The organism is Streptomyces sp. NPDC060028 (assembly GCF_042736725.1).
Lineage (GTDB): Bacteria > Actinomycetota > Actinomycetes > Streptomycetales > Streptomycetaceae > Streptomyces.
Genome location: NZ_JBHWVJ010000006.1, coordinates 67,458 through 84,612 on the forward strand (window position 1 = coordinate 67,458; position 17,155 = coordinate 84,612).

10 protein-coding genes and 2 pseudogenes are annotated in these 17,155 nt (G+C 70.9%); 3 read left to right on the forward strand and 9 right to left on the reverse strand.

The window, feature by feature from the left end:
- Positions 1–92 precede the first annotated feature (92 nt).
- From ACFWBF_RS05250 to ACFWBF_RS05265, 4 genes are all read right to left on the reverse strand, one after another.
- Positions 93–2,921 carry an NHLP bacteriocin export ABC transporter permease/ATPase subunit gene (locus ACFWBF_RS05250; protein WP_385595722.1) on the reverse strand — a complete coding sequence of 943 codons (2,829 nt, stop codon included), beginning with the start codon at positions 2,919–2,921 and terminating at the stop codon, positions 93–95.
- Between the two features lie 103 nt (positions 2,922–3,024).
- Positions 3,025–5,289, reverse strand: coding sequence for an NHLP family bacteriocin export ABC transporter peptidase/permease/ATPase subunit (locus ACFWBF_RS05255; protein ID WP_385595457.1), 2,265 nt, complete (start codon positions 5,287–5,289; stop codon positions 3,025–3,027).
- Positions 5,286–6,092 (reverse strand): hypothetical protein, encoded by an 807-nt coding sequence (locus ACFWBF_RS05260; RefSeq protein WP_385595461.1) that lies wholly within the window; start codon positions 6,090–6,092, stop codon positions 5,286–5,288. The genes ACFWBF_RS05255 and ACFWBF_RS05260 overlap by 4 nt, the downstream gene beginning before the upstream one ends.
- Before the next feature lie 99 nt (positions 6,093–6,191).
- Positions 6,192–6,431 carry a hypothetical protein gene (locus ACFWBF_RS05265; RefSeq protein WP_385595464.1) on the reverse strand — a complete coding sequence of 80 codons (240 nt, stop codon included), beginning with the start codon at positions 6,429–6,431 and terminating at the stop codon, positions 6,192–6,194.
- A gap of 1,011 nt (positions 6,432–7,442) precedes the next feature.
- Between ACFWBF_RS05265 and ACFWBF_RS05270 the strand changes: the two genes are divergently transcribed.
- A complete protein-coding gene (locus tag ACFWBF_RS05270) occupies positions 7,443–7,859 on the forward strand; it encodes a C40 family peptidase (RefSeq protein WP_385595467.1) in 417 nt (138 codons plus the stop codon).
- Positions 7,860–8,026: 167 nt separating this feature from the next.
- Here ACFWBF_RS05270 and ACFWBF_RS05275 read toward each other — a convergent pair whose 3' ends face one another.
- Together ACFWBF_RS05275 and ACFWBF_RS05280 are read right to left on the reverse strand one after the other, a co-directional pair.
- On the reverse strand, positions 8,027–9,241 hold the full coding sequence (locus ACFWBF_RS05275) for a S8 family peptidase (protein ID WP_385595470.1): 1,215 nt from the start codon (positions 9,239–9,241) through the stop codon (positions 8,027–8,029).
- Between the two features lie 277 nt (positions 9,242–9,518).
- Positions 9,519–10,316, reverse strand: coding sequence for an N-formylglutamate amidohydrolase (locus tag ACFWBF_RS05280; RefSeq protein WP_385595473.1), 798 nt, complete (start codon positions 10,314–10,316; stop codon positions 9,519–9,521).
- Between the two features lie 331 nt (positions 10,317–10,647).
- On the opposite strand from ACFWBF_RS05280, the pseudogene ACFWBF_RS05285 reads away from it, so the two are divergent.
- Positions 10,648–13,095 (forward strand): annotated as a pseudogene (locus ACFWBF_RS05285) (molybdopterin oxidoreductase family protein).
- A 29-nt stretch (positions 13,096–13,124) separates the two neighbouring features.
- On the opposite strand, the gene ACFWBF_RS05290 reads toward ACFWBF_RS05285, so the two are convergent.
- Positions 13,125–13,673, reverse strand: a complete 549-nt coding sequence (locus ACFWBF_RS05290; protein WP_385595476.1) for a DUF2231 domain-containing protein — start codon at positions 13,671–13,673, stop codon at positions 13,125–13,127.
- Positions 13,674–13,892: 219 nt separating this feature from the next.
- On the opposite strand from ACFWBF_RS05290, the gene katG reads away from it, so the two are divergent.
- The gene (katG, locus tag ACFWBF_RS05295) at positions 13,893–16,082 is read left to right on the forward strand and encodes a catalase/peroxidase HPI (protein ID WP_385595479.1); all 2,190 of its coding nucleotides are present in this window, start codon (positions 13,893–13,895) and stop codon (positions 16,080–16,082) included.
- Here the strand turns inward: katG and ACFWBF_RS05300 are convergent.
- Together ACFWBF_RS05300 and ACFWBF_RS05305 are read right to left on the reverse strand one after the other, a co-directional pair.
- Positions 15,989–16,312, reverse strand: a pseudogene (locus ACFWBF_RS05300) (short-chain fatty acyl-CoA regulator family protein); the annotation flags it as partial. The gene katG and the pseudogene ACFWBF_RS05300 overlap by 94 nt on opposite strands.
- 54 nt (positions 16,313–16,366) lie before the next feature.
- Positions 16,367–17,146, reverse strand: a complete 780-nt coding sequence (locus ACFWBF_RS05305) for a crotonase/enoyl-CoA hydratase family protein (protein WP_385595483.1) — start codon at positions 17,144–17,146, stop codon at positions 16,367–16,369.
- Positions 17,147–17,155 lie beyond the last annotated feature (9 nt).

Below are 17,155 nucleotides of genomic sequence, written 5' to 3' on the forward strand. Positions count from 1 at the left end.
CGAATTGCGCGTGACGACGACGTGCTGGAAGGCGTTCACGGACGCTTTCCAGCACGTCCGTCTTTGAAGTCCCGGACCGTGTTCACGGCGCGTCAGCGCAGCTGGCGGCGGACCAGGTCGTGGAAGAGGCCGGCCGGGTCGGCGAGCAGTTCGGCGGGTGGGCCCTGCTGGACGATCCGGCCGTCCGACATGACGAGCACACGGTCGGCGTCCATGATCGTGGAGAGGCGGTGGGCGATCACGATGCGGGTGGCGCGCAGGGTGCGGGTGGACTCGATGACCACGCGCTGGGCCTCGTTGTCCAGGGCGCTGGTGGCCTCGTCGAAGAACAGGATGCGCGGCTTGCGGATCAGTGCCTGGGCGATCACGAGCCGTTGGCGCTGGCCGCCCGAGACGGTGCCGCCACCGTCGGACAGCATGGTGTGCATCCCCATCGGCATGGCCTTGATGTCCTGTGCCAGGCCCGCCATCCCGGCGGCTTCCCACGCCTCCTCGAGCGAGAACGCGCCGGCGCCGCGGATGCAGTCGAAGATCGAGCCGCTGAAGGGCTGGGCGTTCTGCAGGACGACGCCGCACTGACGGCGCACGGCCGCCTGGTCGAGCGCGGCCAGGTCCTGACCGTCGTACAGCACGCTGCCGTCAGCGGGTTTGTCGAAGCCGATGAGCAGCCGCAGCAGGGTCGACTTGCCGCAGCCGCTGGCCCCGACGATCGCGACGAATTCGCCCTGCCCGATGCGGAAGCTGACGTCGTCGAGCACGAGCGGGCCGTCGTCGGCATAGCGGTAGGACAGGTTCCTGGCCGCGATGGCTCCGGTCAGCTCGCCCGGCCGGGTACTGGAGCGGCCCACCTCGGGAGTCTCCTGCAGGACCGGCTTGATCTGCTCGAACATCGGCAGCACCGCGACGGCCGAGATGAGCGCACCGGTCAGCTGCGTGACCGACGACAGCAGCATCGTCAGCGCGGTGCTGAAGGTGAGGAACTCACTGGCGGACATGGCGCCGCGGGCGGGTCCGGCCAGCAGCATGAACATCACCAGGGTGCACAGCGGCAGGTAGACGGCGCCCAGGACCGTGATGACGTTCTGTATCCGGCCGATGCGCTGCTGCAGGTCGCGGGTACGGGCGAACTCCCGCGCCCAAGCGGCGTACGCGAAGCTCTCGGCCGCGGCGACGCGGAGCTTGGGCAGGCCGCGCAGGGTCTGGAAGGCCTGGTTGTTGAGCCGGTGGCCGAGCTTGATCAACCGGCGCTGGTAGCGCAGCTGCCACAGCCCCAGGCCCAGGAAGACCGCCGCGATGACGACCAGCATGGCGAGCGCCGCCATCGCCAGCGGCACGCTGTAGAGGAGCAGCAGTACGAGGTTCATCGCGCCGACCGCGCCCGCCTGTACGCAGACCGGGCCGATGCCGGACAGCACGCGGCGCATCGCGCTGATGCCCATCGCCGCGCCGGCCAGTTCGCCGGTGGAGCGGCCGGCGAAGAACTTGGTCGGAAGCCGCAGCAGCCTGTCCCACACCGCCGGCTGCAAGGTGGCTTCGATACGGCCCTCCATGCGCAGGAGGGAGGTGTTCTGCAGCAGCATGAAGGCGGCCGAGACGATGCCGGTCGCGACCAGTGCCAGACCGGTCTGGACGATGAGGCCGTTCTCGGCCTGCGGAACGTACCGGCCGAGGACCTGGCCGGTGGCGATCGGCACCAGTGCCCCCAGGACCACGGCGACCAGCCCGCCCAGGATGACGCTGCGCAGCTCCGGAAGGGTGCCGCGCACGCTGAAGCGGAGCAGCGCCGGCAGGCCCACCCGCCCTTCGGGCAGGGGGCGGTACAGCATGACGGCACGCGGTTCGAAGGCGCTCTCGTTGGTCTTCCCGATGCGCTCGCGCGTGCCGGTGGCGGGGTCCACCGCCTCGTAGCCGCCGCGCCGCCACAGCAGGGCGACCGGCGCGGCGTCCTGCTCCCGCCGGCCCACCAGCGGGCCGGTGTTCTCCCGCCACCAGCGCCCGCCGAGCCTGACCACGCGGGTGCGGATCCGCGAGGCGAGCGCGATGCGTTCGACGGGATCCGTCTGCTCGGACGCGGCGTCGGCCGTGCCCGGTTCGGACAGGGTGATGCGGCCCGCTTCGGCGACCAGGCGGCACACGGCGAAGGTCGCGTCGGCGCGTCCGGTCCGGCGGGAATCCGGGCCTGAGCGGGAGATGGACGCCAGCAGCGTCCGGTCCGCCTGGGTACGGGCTGCCTGGCCGGCCTCGATTCCGGCCGCCGTACGGTCCTCGTGCGCGCGCTCGAGCTGTTCGATCCAGCCGTCCAGGGCGTACAGCAGCCGGTACTGCTGGTCGACCATGCCCTGCCACATCGCCGCGTCGACGAGGAGCGTGCCCACCGCCTCCGTCTCGTACACGGCGCCGTACTGCACGCTGCCCGGGGTGATCTGCATCCACAGGATGTCGTCGTCGGCTCCGCCGTGCACGGTGGTGGCGCTGCCGTCCAGCGGTGCCTGGTAGAGCACGCGCAGGCCGCGGCCGACGCCGCGCGCGAAAGCGTCCTCCAGGGGGCTCGGTTGTCCCGCGGCGGCGGCGCCGTACTGCCCCTGATCGGTGTACCACGGTCCGCCGTGGAACCCGTCGCCGTGGAACTGGTCCCCGTACTCAGGGCGGTACAGCTCCCGCAGTTCGATGCGGCGCAGTCGGCACCCCTGCAGGGGGCGGCCGACCAGGGTGTGGTCAGGGCCCTCGGCCGGGCCCAGCAGCAGGGTGCCCGGCTCCAGCCGCCCCAGGAAGTGCCAGTGCCCGGCCTGCGCGGCGTCGACGGCGAACAGGTCCAATTCGCCCTGTACGACGAGCCACAGGACGAGCGGGCCCTCCAGGGACAGGCTGCGCAGGCCCGTGCAGTCGACCGCCGAGCCCAGTCCGCCCAAGGCCGCGACCACCGGGTCCGGGACCCCGCCGGACTGGCCGACGGTGGCGGTCGGGGTGGTGGGGGTGGTGACGGTGGGCGTGGTGACAGTGGGGGCGTGGTGCGCGTGCGACACCTCAGTACTCCTTGACCAATGCGGCGTACGGGCCCTGCGCGGCGACCAGGTGCTCGTGCCGCCCGCGTTCCACGACGGTGCCCCGGTCGAGCACGACGATCTCGTCGCTGTCGCGCACCGTGCTCAGCCGGTGGGCGATGACCACACAGGCACAGCCGCGGCGCCGCAGGTTGTCGATGATGACCTGCTCGGTCACCGCGTCCAGGGCGCTGGTCACTTCGTCGAGCACCATGACGCTGGGGCGGCGCACCAGGGCCCGTGCGATCTCCAGGCGCTGGCGCTGGCCTCCGGAGAAGTTGCGGCCGTCCTGCTCGACGCGGCTGTGGATGCCGCCGGGGCGGCGGGCGACCACGTCGTGCACGGCGGCGTCCTCGAGGGCGGCGACGACGGCCTCGTCGGGGATGGAGGGGTCCCACAGCGTGACGTTGTCGCGGACGGTGCCTTCGAAGAGGAAGACGTCCTGGTCGACGAAGGAGACGGAAGCGGCCAGCGCGCCGCGCGGGATGTCCTCCAGCCGCATCCCGTCGATGCGGATGGCCCCCTGCCAGGGGGTGTAGAGGCCGGAGATCAACCGGGAGACTGTGGACTTGCCACTGCCGGAGCCGCCGACGAGCGCGATCTGCTGCCCGGGTCCGACCGCGAGCGAGAAGTCCTTGAGCAGCGGGGCGTCCAGTGGGCTGTAGCCGAAGGTGATGTGGTCCAGTTCCACGTGGCCCTTGAGTCGTCGGGTGCCGCCGGCGGGCTCGCGCCGCATGTACACGGGGTCGACGGGAAAGTTCTCGACGTCCTTGAGGCGGGCGATGTCGGCCGCGAAGTCCTGGATCCTTCCGGCGACCCCGCCCAGCCGGGAGATCGGCGCGGTGAAGCTGGTCACCAAGGCCTGGAAGGCGACGAGCAGGCCCACGGTGAGGTGCCCTTCCACCGCCCGCAGGCCGCCGATCATCAGGATCAGCGCGCTGTTGAACGCCGCCAGCGTGGGCGCGACGATCGCCAGCCACGCGCTGGGGACGCCGAGCCGCTGCTGTACGTCCAGGGTGACCGCGTGCTGTCCGGCCCAGCGGCGGAAGAAGCCGTTTTCGCCGCCCGTGGCCTTCATCGTCTCGATGAGCTGGAGGCCGCTGTAGGACGTGTTGGTCAGCCGGGCGCTCTCGGCGCGCAACTTCTGGGTACCGGTGGCCCTCAGCCGGATCACGGTTCGCATGGCCACCACGTTGAGCAGCGCTACAGCCACGCCGAGGAGGGTGAGCTGTGGATCGTACGTCCACAGCAGCACCGCGTAGAGCACGACCACGACGGCGTCCACGCCCGCGGCTGCCAGGTCCCGGGCGAGGGTCTCGGCGACCGCGTCGTTGGACTGCAGGCGCTGGACCAGGTCGGCCGGGTTGCGCTGGGCGTAGAAGGTGACCGGAAGTCTGAGCAGGTGCCGGAAGAAGCGGGCACTGCCGAGGGTGGAGGAGATGATGCGCCCGCGCAGCAGATTGGCCTGCTGCAGCGCGGTGAGGGTCGCGGTGAGGACGAGGGCGACGGCCATCGAGGCGAACAGGACACCCAGCAGGGACGTCTGCTCCCCGATGAGGAACATGTCGATGTAGGTGCGGCTCAGGGCCGGCACCGATGCTCCGACGGCCACCAGGAGGAGGCTGGAGATCACGGCGGCGGCCATGGTGCCCGAAGTGCCCCGCAGGCGGGCCGGCATGGCGCCCAGGACGCCCGGCTTGCGGCCACCGCGGCGAAAGCCGTCGCCGGGTTCGAAGGTGAGCACGACACCGGTGAAGCTGGTGTCGAACTCGTCCATGGGGACGAACCGGCGTCCCTTGCCCGGGTCGTTGACGTACACGCCCCTGCGGCCGAGGCGGCGGCTCATGCCGTCGTAGACGACGTAGTGGTTGAACTCCCAGAAGAGGACGGCCGGGGCGCTCACCTCGGCGAGCGCGGCCAGGTCCATCTGCATTCCCTTGGCCTTGAGCCCGTAACCACGGGCGGCCTTGAGGAGGTTGCTGGCGCGGGAGCCGTCGCGGGAGACGCCGCACGCGATGCGCAGTTCTTCGAGGGGGACGAAGCGGCCGTGGTGGCCGAGAACCATGGCCAGGGCCGCGGCGCCGCACTCCACCGCCTCCATCTGCAGCACGGTGGGGGTGCGGACGGGGCGGGGCGTCCTGCCCCTGGGGGCGGGCGCGGGCCTGCGGCGGGCTCCGCCCTTGGGCTCGGGGCGGTGGCGCCGGCGTCCGGCGGGCGGGAGCTGCGGCGCGGTCTGCGGTGCGGTCATGGCAGCAGCCAGTCGACGGGGCGCCGCGCGGCGAGGTGGACGGCGCCGGTGAGCGGGGTCCTGGAGTCGACGGCGTACGGGGGGCCGTCCGCGGAGGTCCACCGGTAGCCGGACTTGGTGGAGGAGGAGCGCTCGAGCTGGACGAGCACGGCGACCGGGCTGCCGTGGCGGGAGAACTGTTCGGCGAGCGCGCTGTCGCCGAGGAAACCGCTGAGCTGCGCCCCCGTCTGGGGCGCGCGGCCCACCGCCTTGACGCGGCCGCGCAGCATGCCGAACTGCTGCTGCGGGACGGACTGGACGCTCAGGTCCACCGGGGCGCCGACGGGGATCGCCGAGCCGCTGCCGCCCGGCACGTACAGCATGGCCACCAGCGGGTCCTGCGGATTCTTCACGCGTTCCACGGTCGCCACGTCCGCACCGGTGGCGACGACCGAACCCACCTTGGCCACCAGTGTCGTCAACCGCCCGGCGGTCACCACGCGCACGGGGCGGTCCCCCTGCTCCGTATGGACGTTGAGCAGGGGCGCGCCGGCGGCCAGTAGTTGGCCCTCCTCGGCGAGGACTCCGGTCACCTGTCCCGCGACGGGGGTCTGCAGGACGTAACTGCCCTCGGCCTGGGTGAGGATGCCGGGTGCGCTCAGCTTGGAGGACACGGTGCCGGTGAAGGCCCAGAAGCTCGCGGCGGCCATGACGATGACCGTGACGGCAAGGACGAGCCGCCCCTGCGGGCGCGCGAAGCGGACGGGCAAGTCGAGCTCTTCGGGCGATTGCAGCTTGGAAAGAGCCTTTTGGCGAAACTGCACGGGCTATTCCTTCAACTGCATTCGTACCGGCCGGGCGCGTGGGCAGCCAGGAACCCCGGAGCCGTGGGGGAAACTCCGGGGTTCATGGCGATATCCCGATCAGAGACCGGCGCGACCGGTGTTCACCGAAACGCCGGTGAGGCCCGTGACGAGGCCGGGGACGTGGGAAACGATGCCGTGCGCGGCCTGCACGGTGCCGAGGGAGCCCACGACGCCCACGACGCCGCTGACATCGCTGGTCACGGCGCCGACGAGGCCACCGGACACGCTGATGAGGCCACCGGAGACGGCGTCCAGCTCGGTGTCGGCGATCTCACGGGTCTCGATGTCGTTACGCATGATGCGCACCTTTCATTGGGGGGAGGAATGCTTTCTTGCGGCGGGCTGGGCGGCCCGTAACTCGGCCGCCATTCTCGACTGCCGCAATACGCAAGATGTAAGCACGCGAACGGGCTGCGCACCCAATCCCGTTGACGCCCCATCACGGGCGGATGGCCACCTCTGACGACGGACGTGCAGCTTGATTCACCGAATGGTGACGACTTCTTCACAAGATCGAGTAACAAATTCGGGCCGTCCGCTGCTTACACAGAACTAAACGGTCACAACCCCCACCAACCAGACGGGACATATCCGTCATACCGCGGGGTGGAGGAGGCCGACAGCCCCGGTCACGCACACGATGTGCAGGTTTCCGGAAGGCGCGTGGCGTGACGGGCCCGTCACGCTGAGTGTGTACGCCCGGGGGGCTGGGCGGGATCTGCTGGGACATGACGAACCCGACGCTGCGCAGCGGCGCCTCGGCAGCCGCACCGCGTAGGCGTCCGCGCGGAACTCGGCCCGTCGGTGCAGCCGGGCGATGAGGAGCGGACCGGCCGCCACCGGAAGGACGAGCCACCATGGCCTGCTCGCCGACGACGTCGCCGGGCACCCCGGAGCGAGGGGACCGCCGCCGCGGAAGGTGCCCGCCGGTCATCGGCGTCCAACCGCACCGCGAACGGGACTTGGTTCTGGAACTGCGTCAACTGTCTCCCCCCGCGCCTCTGGCCATCGCGACCGAGACTCGCCGGGTGATTTGCATATGTTCGCGAATTTGTTACAGAACCGATACAACTAGCCCCGTCTCCGGAAGTGAATTTCGGGCGGCATCGGAGAAAACTGGTCGGCCGTCACGCGCCAGGAATGCACGAGAGGGAAAGCAGGATCTTCATACGTGTCCGATCGACCGTTGCCGCACCCGAACGCGGAGGTATCACGATGTCCGTCACCAGGACCGAATCCGAGTCCCGTAAGGCCCGACAGGCTCACCGACTTGTTCGCGGCGCCACCGAATTCGGCCCGCCTCGCGTCATGCTGCTGCTCTGCCTCCTGACGACCACGCTGGTCGGACCCATGTCACCCGCCGACGCAGCCTCGTCGTACGGCGTCAAGGCAGTGGCCGTGGCCGCCTCCAAGGAAGGCGCACCTTACGTCCGCGGCGGAACAGGACCAAGACAATTCGACTGCTCGGGCCTGACCCTCTATTCATTCGGAAAGGCCGGCAGACAGCTGCCCCGAACCGCCGAGCAGCAGTACGAGCACACCTCCCACATTCCCCGGAACAAACGCGAATTGGGTGACCTGGTGTTCTTTCCGAGGGGCTCGACCGTGGAACACGTGGGCATCTACGCCGGCCACGACGAGATCTGGCACGCACCCCGCCCAGGTACCAGGGTGCGGCTGGAGCGGATCTGGAGCAGAAACGTCCGCTACGGGCGGGCCAGTTGAACTCGCCGGAGTCGCCGGACTCGCCGAAATCGCCGACGGGCGGCGTCAAAGGTGACCGGCGAAAGCCGCCGCCGCCCTGAGGCCGTGAACTGACATCGACAGGGCGCCGGGGCCGTCGCACCCCCCCTCGGGTACGGCGGCTCCGGCGCGGTCTCGGGCGGCTCCCGCTACTGCGCGGACACCTTCAGCAGCTTGTTCGGGGTTCCGCCGCCCGGGTTGGTGATCTTCCCCGGGGTCGCCTGCGCGGTCAGGGCCTGTGCGACCTGCGCGGGCGACGCGCCCTTGTGCCCGGCCAGGTAGAGGGCGGCCGCTCCCACCACGTGCGGTGTCGCCATCGAGGTGCCGGAGATGGTCTTCGTGCCGCTGTCACTGTCGTTCCAGTCGGAGGTGATGTCCGAGCCCGGCGCGTAGAGGTCCACGACCGAACCGAAGTTGGAGAACGAGGACTGCGAGTCGTCGGCCGTACTGGAGGCGACCGTGACGGCCTCCGGGACCCGGGAGGGAGAGCCCTGCCCGGCGTCGGTGGACTCGTTGCCCGCCGCGACGGCGAAGGTGACGCCGGCGGCTATCGACCGGCGTACCGCCTCGTCCAGCGCCTCGTCGGCGCCGCCGCCGAGACTCATGTTGGCCACCGAGGGCCCGCTGTGATGCTGCGTCACCCAGTCGATGCCCGCCACGACCTGCTCGGTGGTGCCGGAACCGCTGTCGTCGAGCACACGGACCGCGACGACCTTGGCCTTCTTGGCCACCCCGTGGGAGGTGCCCGCGATGGTCCCGGCGACGTGCGTGCCGTGCCCGTTGCCGTCGTCGGCGCTCTGGTCGTTGTCCACCGCGTCGAAGCCGTGCGCGGCCCGGCCGCCGAAGTCCTTGTGGGTGATCCGCACGCCGGTGTCGATGACGTAGGCCGTGACGCCCTCGCCGCCCGCGTCGGGGTACGTGTACTTCTCGTCCCCCGCCGTCTGTGCCTGGTCGATCCGGTCGAGGCCCCACGACGGGGGGTTGTCCTGGGTGCTGTTGATGGAGAACTTCTTGTTCTGTACGACCTTGTCCACCGCCGGGTCGGCGGCAAGGCGCTTGGCGTCGGTCTCCGAAAGCCCTGCCGTGGAGAACCCGTTGACCGCGGACGTGTAGGCGCGCTTCAGCTCGCCACCGTACTTCTTGGCGAGTGCCTGTTTGTCCGCGTCCTGGTCGAGGATGACGATGTAGCTGCCGCTCAGCGCTCCGGGTGCGCCGAGCCCGTACACCGTTCCCTCGGCGGGAGTGGTCGCGCCGGCGAGGGGGGACAACAGCATGCAGACACCGGTTGCGGTGGCGACTGCCGTGGCCACCGCAAAGACCTGGAGGCCGCGCGAACGGGTCCGCGCATGCTTGTGAGTTGACATGAAGAGGGCACTCCTCTTGTTGACGTGTGGGGCGTCAAAGCGTGTTGCGTGACCATCCGGAGCCGAAAGATCTCCGGGGTCAGCTCGAAACCCTGACCGATTCACGGAGTTGATTCAAGGCCGCCCCGGCGGTCAGCGTCGTCCAACAAGCTTTCTCGAAGAGACCTCCTCCTCGGCCCCGCAGAATGACCACACTCTTCGAACAATCCACACATACACACGACTTCCGGATGCATTCGCGAATACGCGGCTGCAACGAGGGGTGTTCGTGACGGGGCTACGGGAGCAGGCCGCCCACGAGTCCCGCCAGGGCCGCCGCCAGCGCGACGAGGCCGGGTCCGGCGGGACCGCCCGGCTCGGTCATGTACGTGTCCCGGCGGATCTCGACCATCAGCGCACCGACCCGGTCGTCCTTGCCGTAGTACTTCAGCGGTACGTACGTGCCGGCGAAGGGGCTGTCGAGTCCCGTGCCGCCGAAGCCCGCGAACGCCTTCTCCGCGACGGCGAGGAGTCCGGCCGGAGTGTGGAAGGGGTCCGTGCCCAGGCAGATCGGCGGCCGGAGCCCGCCCCCGTGCAGTTCGTACGGGAGGGGCTCCGTCGGGTACGAGTGCACGTCGATGATCACGGCCCGTCCGGCGGCCTCGAGCCGGTCCCCCACGGCCCGCGTCATGGCGTCCGCGTACGGGTGGAAGCAGCGGTCGATCAAGGACCGGCCGTCGAAGCCGTCGGGACGCAGGCGCTCCCGATGGGTGGTGTGCGTGTACACCGCCCCCATGCCCACGGCCAGCATCTCCTCGCGCTCGTCCGGGAAACGCTCTGGGTCGAAGACGAGACGGGACAGGCCGTTGACGAACTGCCAGGGCGTGACGGCAGATCCGGCCGCTGCCGCCGCGGCGATGTCGGCGGTGTGGGAGTCCGTGATGTGGTCCAGCTCCTGCTCGAGCGCCCGGTCGTCCAGCACGATGCCGCCACGGACGGACTCCGGTATGACGCGCGAGGAGTGCGGCACGTGCAGGATCACCGGCGACGTGGCGGCGCCGGGAAGGAGCCGGAAGGGCTCGGGCGGCTGATGCATGCGGGATTCCTCGGTGAGACGGGGCCGTGCGCGCGGACAGACGACAGTCTCCAGGCTTCCGCCGTTCACCTCCGCCGATCGTTTCCTGTCGGGGGCCTGGCCGGGGCAGGTGTTGGCCCGGCGGGTCGTCTGACCTGCCCTTTCACCCAGGGTCAGGTGCCTGTGGCGGCCGGCCGGACGGCTGCCTGCGCCGCACAGGGGAGGCGCAGGCATGGCGGCCCGGGAACGGGGGCAGGCGCCCCCCATGGCAGAGGAACCGGACCACGAGAGCTCGGGGGCCCAGCCCTCCGAGCCGCCCGCCGAGCACTCCCCCGAGCCGCCCCCCGACCGGATCGCCGAGCCCTGGGGGCGCCGCACCCCGTTCGGACAGGGCGGAACCTGGCCCGAACGCGTCGACTCGTACTTCGCCGACGGGCCCGCCGGTGGCGACGCGAACGGTGCCGTGCGCGTCGACCGGTGGGTTCCGACCGCCTCGAACCTCCACTCGAACGGGGACGCGATGGAGCTGGCCGTCAGGGACGGCCGGCTGGTCGGCGTCCGGGGTGTGGCGGGCGACCGCGTCAACCGCGGCCGTCTCGACCCGAAGGACCTGTACGGGTGGCAGGCCATGGCCTCGCCGGACCGCCTGACCCGGCCGCTGGTCCGGGAAGGCGGCGTCCAGCGGGAAACCGACTGGGACACCGCGATGGCCCGCATCACCGACCGCACGCGCGCGCTCCTCGACGGGCCCGGCCCCGCCTCGATCGGCTTCTACACGAGCGGTCAGTTGTTCCTGGAGGAGTACTACGCCCTGGCCCTCGTCGCACGCGGCGGCCTGGGCACCGAACACCTGGACGGGAACACACGGCTGTGCACGTCGACGGCCGCCGAGGCACTCAAGGAGTCCTTCGGCTGCGACGGCCAGCCCGGGTCGTACGCCGACATCGACCACGCCGACACCATCGCGCTGTTCGGCCACAACATGGCGGAGACCCAGGGCGTCCTGTGAAGCCGGGTCCTGGACCGGCTCGCCGGGTCAGAGCCGCCCGTCCTGCTGTGTGTGGACCCCCGGCCGGGTCCGGTGTCCGAGGCGGCCACCATCCATCTTCAGCCGAGGCCCGGCACCAATCTGGCCCTCATGAACGGCCTCCTGCACGAGGTGATCGCGGGCGGCTGGACCGACTCCGCGTACATCGAGGCCCATGTCGCCGGTTTCGACCGACTCGAACGTCACGTGGCCGGCTTCCCGGCCGAGGCCGCTGCCGCGGCCACCGGGGTGCCCGCCGAGCAGATCCGCGCCGCGGCGCGCCTCCTCGGCCAGGCCGGCAGGCTGCTGTCCACGGTCCTCCAGGGCTTCTACCAGTCCCACCAGGCCACCGCCGCCGCCGTCCAGGTCAACAACCTGCACCTGATCCGCGGCATGCTCGGGCGGCCGGGCTGTGGCGTCCTGCAGATGAACGGGCAGCCGACCGCCCAGAACACCCGCGAATGCGGAGCCGACGGAGATCTGCCCGGCTTCAGGAACTGGGCCAACCCCCGGCACGTCGAGGAACTCGCGAAGGTCTGGAACCTCACTCCCGACCGCATCCCGCACGACGGGCCTCCCACGCACCTCATGCAGATCATCCGCCTCGCCGAGGAAGGCTCCCTGCGGATGCTGTGGGTGTCCGGGACCAACCCGGCCGTCTCCCTGCCGGAGCTGGAACGCATGCGCACCGTGCTGGGTCAGGACCGGCTGTTCCTCGTCGTCCAGGACCTCTTCCCGACCGAGACGACCGAGTTCGCCGACGTGGTGTTGCCCGCGGCCGGCTGGGGTGAGAAGACCGGCACCTTCACCAACACCGACCGCACCGTGCACTTGTCCCTCAAGGCGGTCGACCCGCCCGGCGAGGCCCGCCCCGACCTCGACATCTTCCTGGACTTCGCCCGCCGCATGGACCTGCGCGACGCCTCGGACGCACCGCTCCTGCCCTGGCGGAGCCCCAAAGAGGTCTTCGAGGCGTGGAAGGAATGCAGCCGCGGCCGTCCCTGCGACTACAGCGGACTGAGCTACGCCCTGCTCCGCGAGCGCGGTGGCATCCAATGGCCCTGCACCGCCGAACACCCGGAGGGAACCGAGCGCCTCTACACCCGGGGCGACTTCCGCAGCCGGCCCGAGGACTGCGAGAGCTACGGCCGCGACCTCCTCACGGGTACGCCGCTCGACGAGGAGGCGTACCGGACACTGAATCCGGACGGCAAGGCGGTCCTGCGCACCGCCGAGTACGTCCCGCCGCCCGAGCGGCCCGACGAGGACTACCCGCTGTGGCTCACCACCGGCCGCACCCTCTTCCAGTTCCACACCCGCACGCGCACCGGTCGCGTACCCGAACTGCGTTCCGCGGCGCCCGACATGTGGATCGAAGTCTCCGAGGCCGATGCGGCGGCCGCCGGGATCGGGGAAGGGGACCTCGCACAGGTTTCCACGCGCCGAGGGACCGTCCGGGCCAAGGCCCGCCTCACGGGAATCCGCGAGGGCGTCCTCTTCCTGCCGTTCCACTACGGCTACTGGGACGCCCCCGACGGGGACGGTCACCACCGGGCAGCCAATGAACTCACGCCCACCACCTGGGATCCGGCCTCGAAGCAGCCGCTGTTCAAATCCGGCGCCGCCCGCATCACCCCGGTCGCCAGGCTCTCCGGCCCGGCCCCGGCCCCGGCCCCCACGAACACGGCCTCGGCGCCGGTGCGGGCCCGGCCCGCGAGGGCTGACCGGAGTGCCGCAGAGGGGGCCGAGCCCGGGATCCGGCCCCTGCGCTGACCTCCGGCGGTGGCCTCCCGGCCACAGCACTAGGGTGCGGGATCCGCTCCGACGGCCCGCCGGTAGGCCACGTGCCCGCCCAGCGCACCGCTCAGGGCGACCGCAGCGAGCCCGCCCCAGGACCACAGGACACCCTTCGCCGGGCGACCGCGCAGCCGCGCCGTCAAGGACCCGGTGTAGCAGGCGACCGCGGCCACGTTCGCGAGGGCGTGGGCCAGGCCGACCCGGGCCTCCCGGGGCGGCAGGTCCGCCCAGTCGACCCAGCCGGCGACCGCTGCCGGAGCCACCCCCGCCAATCCGACGGCCGTGAGGGTCGTCGCCGCCCGCCGGCTTCCCGGTACGGCCACATCGAGGGCGGCCGCCGACAGCCAGCAGCCGATCGGCACCTGTACCAGGACGGGATGAACGGGATGGCCCAGCGGTCGGCCCCGTAGCACGTCACGTGCCCCGCCCAGGGGAAACGAGCGGATTGCGCGCTGGAGGGCCCGGAGGGCCGGGTCCGCGACGGTCGCCCGCTCGAGACGGTCCAGCGATTTCAGCCACCAGGACGATGTGGTGTCGAGGATTCGTGTGTTCATGACCGACGTCTACCCGGCAGCGCGCCGCCATTCCCGCCCCCGGCGTCGACTGCATCCGAACAGGCCTCCTGCCGACCAAGTCATTTCGGTTCCCCCGCAGCGTGTTCTCGCGGCAGTGCGGTCCGCGGTGCGCGACCATACGGGCTCGGCCAGGAAAAGCACAGGCGTCAAGAGATACCGGCCAGCAGACGGAAAACCGCGACAGAAAGAAGGACGGACGTGTCCGGCAGCGAAAGCGAGAACCCGGTAATCCCCTCCCCGACCCCCGCGCCGACTCGCCCCAGATCGAACCGGGACTGGTGGCCGAATCAGCTGGACCTTCAGGTTCTCCACCAGCACTCGCCCCGGTCCAATCCGATGGGTGAGGCCTTCAGGTACGCCGACGCGTTCGCGACCCTGGACGTCGAGGCGCTGAAGCGGGACGTCTTCGAGGTGATGACGGCGTCGCAGGACTGGTGGCCCGCCGACTACGGCCATTACGGGCCGCTGTTCATCCGAATGAGCTGGCACGCCGCGGGCACCTACCGGATCGCCGACGGCCGGGGCGGCGGCGGCTCCGGCGCCCAGCGCTTCGCCCCCCTCAACAGCTGGCCGGACAACGCGAGCCTCGACAAGGCGCGCCGTCTGCTCTGGCCCGTCAAGCAGAAGTACGGCCCCAAAATCTCCTGGGCGGACCTTCTGATCTTCGCCGGCAACTGCGCCATGGAATCGATGGGGTTCAAGACATTCGGATTCGGCTTCGGGCGAGAGGACGTCTGGGAACCCGAGGAAATCTTCTGGGGGCCCGAGGACACGTGGCTCGGAGATGAGCGGTACAGCGGCGACAGGGAACTCTCCGGTCCTTTCGGTGCCGTGCAGATGGGACTGATCTACGTCAATCCGGAAGGGCCCAACGGCAATCCGGATCCGGTGGCCGCCGCCAGGGACATTCGCGAGACGTTCGGGCGTATGGCGATGAATGACGAGGAGACGCTCGCGCTCATCATCGGCGGCCACACATTCGGCAAGTGCCACGGTGCGGTCGGCCCCGAGTACATCGGCCCGGAACCCGAGGCCTGCCCCGTCGAGCAGCAGGCCATCGGCTGGAAGAACACCTACGGCACCGGTGCGGGCGCCGACGCGCTCACCAGTGGCCTCGAGGGCGCCTGGACCTCCGAGCCGACGAAGTGGGACAACGGATACCTGGACAACCTGCTCGGGCACGAATGGGAGCTGACGACGAGCCCGGCGGGCGCGAAGCAGTGGACTCCCACGGATCCCTCGGCGAAGGACACCGTGCCGGACGCTCACGACCCGTCGAAGAGGCACGCTCCCATGATGCTGACGACGGACCTGGCGCTGAAGGTGGATCCGATCTACGCGCCGATGGCGAAGCGCTTCCACGAGAACCCGGACCAGCTCGCGGAGGCGTTCGGCAAGGCCTGGTACAAGCTGCTGCACCGCGACATGGGGCCCCTTTCGCGCTACCTCGGCCCGTGGATCGCCGAGCCGCAGCTGTGGCAGGACCCGGTCCCCGAAGTCGATCACGAGCTGGTCGGGGACGAGGACATCGCTGCCCTCAAGGGCAGGATCCTCGCCTCGGGACTGTCCGTCTCCCAGTTGGTCACCACCGCGTGGGCGTCGGCGGCGAGCTTCCGCGGCACCGACAAGCGCGGCGGCGCCAACGGGGCGCGGATCCGGCTCGCGCCCCAAAGGGACTGGGAGGTCAACGACCTGCCCGAGGTGACCGAGGTGCTGCGCGGCCTCGAGCAGATCCGGCAGGACTTCAACGGCTCCCAGGCCGGCGGGACCCGGATCTCGCTCGCCGACCTGATCGTCCTGGGCGGGTGCGCGGCGGTCGAGCAGGCCGCGAAGACCGCCGGGCACGACATCACGGTCCCGTTCGCCCCGGGGCGCACGGACGCCTCGCAGGAGCAGACCGACGTGGAGTCGTTCGCCGTACTCGAACCCAGGGCGGACGGGTTCCGCAACTACCTCCCGGCGGGCGAGAAGTTGTCGCCGGAGACTCTCCTGCTGGACCGCGCCAACCTGTTGACGCTGACCGCACCCGAGATGACGGTTCTGACCGGCGGCATGCGGGCCCTGGACACCGGTTTCGAGCGGTCCCGGCACGGCGTCTTCACCGACCGGCCGCAGACGCTGACCAACGACTTCTTCGTCAACCTGCTCGACATGGGTACGGAGTGGAAGGCGTCGACCTCGGCCGAGAACGTGTTCGAAGGCCGGGACCGCACCACGGGCGAGGTCAAGTGGACCGCCACCGCCGTCGACCTCGTCTTCGGTTCGCACTCCCAGCTCCGAGCCGTCTCGGAGGTCTACGCGTCCAAGGACGCGGGAGGGAAGTTCGTGCGTGATTTCGTGGCGGCATGGGACAAGGTGATGAACCTCGACCGGTTCGACCTCGCCTGAGCCCGCCGTCCCCGCCGCGGTCGGCCGCTCATCGGCCGACCGGGGCGCGGAGGCGTCCGCTGGCGGGTTTCGTCCGCGATCCGGTACGGGATGAAGGTGCTCGAGTTCTCGTCGACGGCCGGGGGCCGGCCGAGCGGGGGCACCGCGCGCGGGGGGCAGTCGAGGCGCTCGCACAGGCGGCAGCCCAGGCCGATGGCGAAGGTTCTGCCGGGTTCGCCCCAGCCCCGCCTGCACCATCCGCTGGAACGTGTACGAGGCCTTCGCCGCGCCCGGCCACCCCCCGCTCAGGCCTCGAACGAGCCGTGCCGTCCCGCGCCGGCGGCGAAGCGGTCGGCGCCCGCCTGGGTTTCGCCCGCCGCGAGCGGGACCATGCCGTGCCGGTACTCGGCGGCCAGCGCGTCCGCCTCGCTCAGGCCGTGCTGTTCCAGGACCGAGAGGCGGTCGTGGCGCAGGCACAACTGCGGGAACCCGGCGATCTGGCGGGCCAGTTCCTCCGCCGCGCGGCGGCCCTGGCCCGGCGGCACCAGGCGGTTGGCGAGCCCGATGTCGTACGCCTCGGGCGCCGCGACGGCCCGGCCGGTGAGGATCAGGTCCATGGCCCGGCTTTCCCCGATGAGCCGCGGCAGCCGCACCGTACCGCCGTCCACGAGCGGTACGCCCCAACGCCGGCAGAACACCCCGAAGACCGCGTCCTCCTCCGCGACGCGCAGATCGCACCACAGGGCCAGCTCCAGGCCGCCTGCGACCGCGTGCCCCGCGACCGCCGCGATGACCGGCTTGCCCAGCCGCATCCGGGTGGGCCCCATCGGGCCGTCGCCCCGCGCGAGCACCTGATTTCCGCGCCCGGTACCGACGGCCTTGAGATCGGCGCCCGCGCAGAACGTCCCGCCCTCGCCCCACAGCACGGCGACCGCGGCGCTGTCCTCGGACTCGAACGTGCGGAAGGCCTCGGCGAGTTGGGCTGCGGTCGGGCCGTCGACGGCGTTGCGGACCTCCGGCCGGCTGAGCACCACCGTGAACACCGGCCCGTCCCGCTCGATCCGCACGGCCGACTTCTCGTCCATCGCGTACCC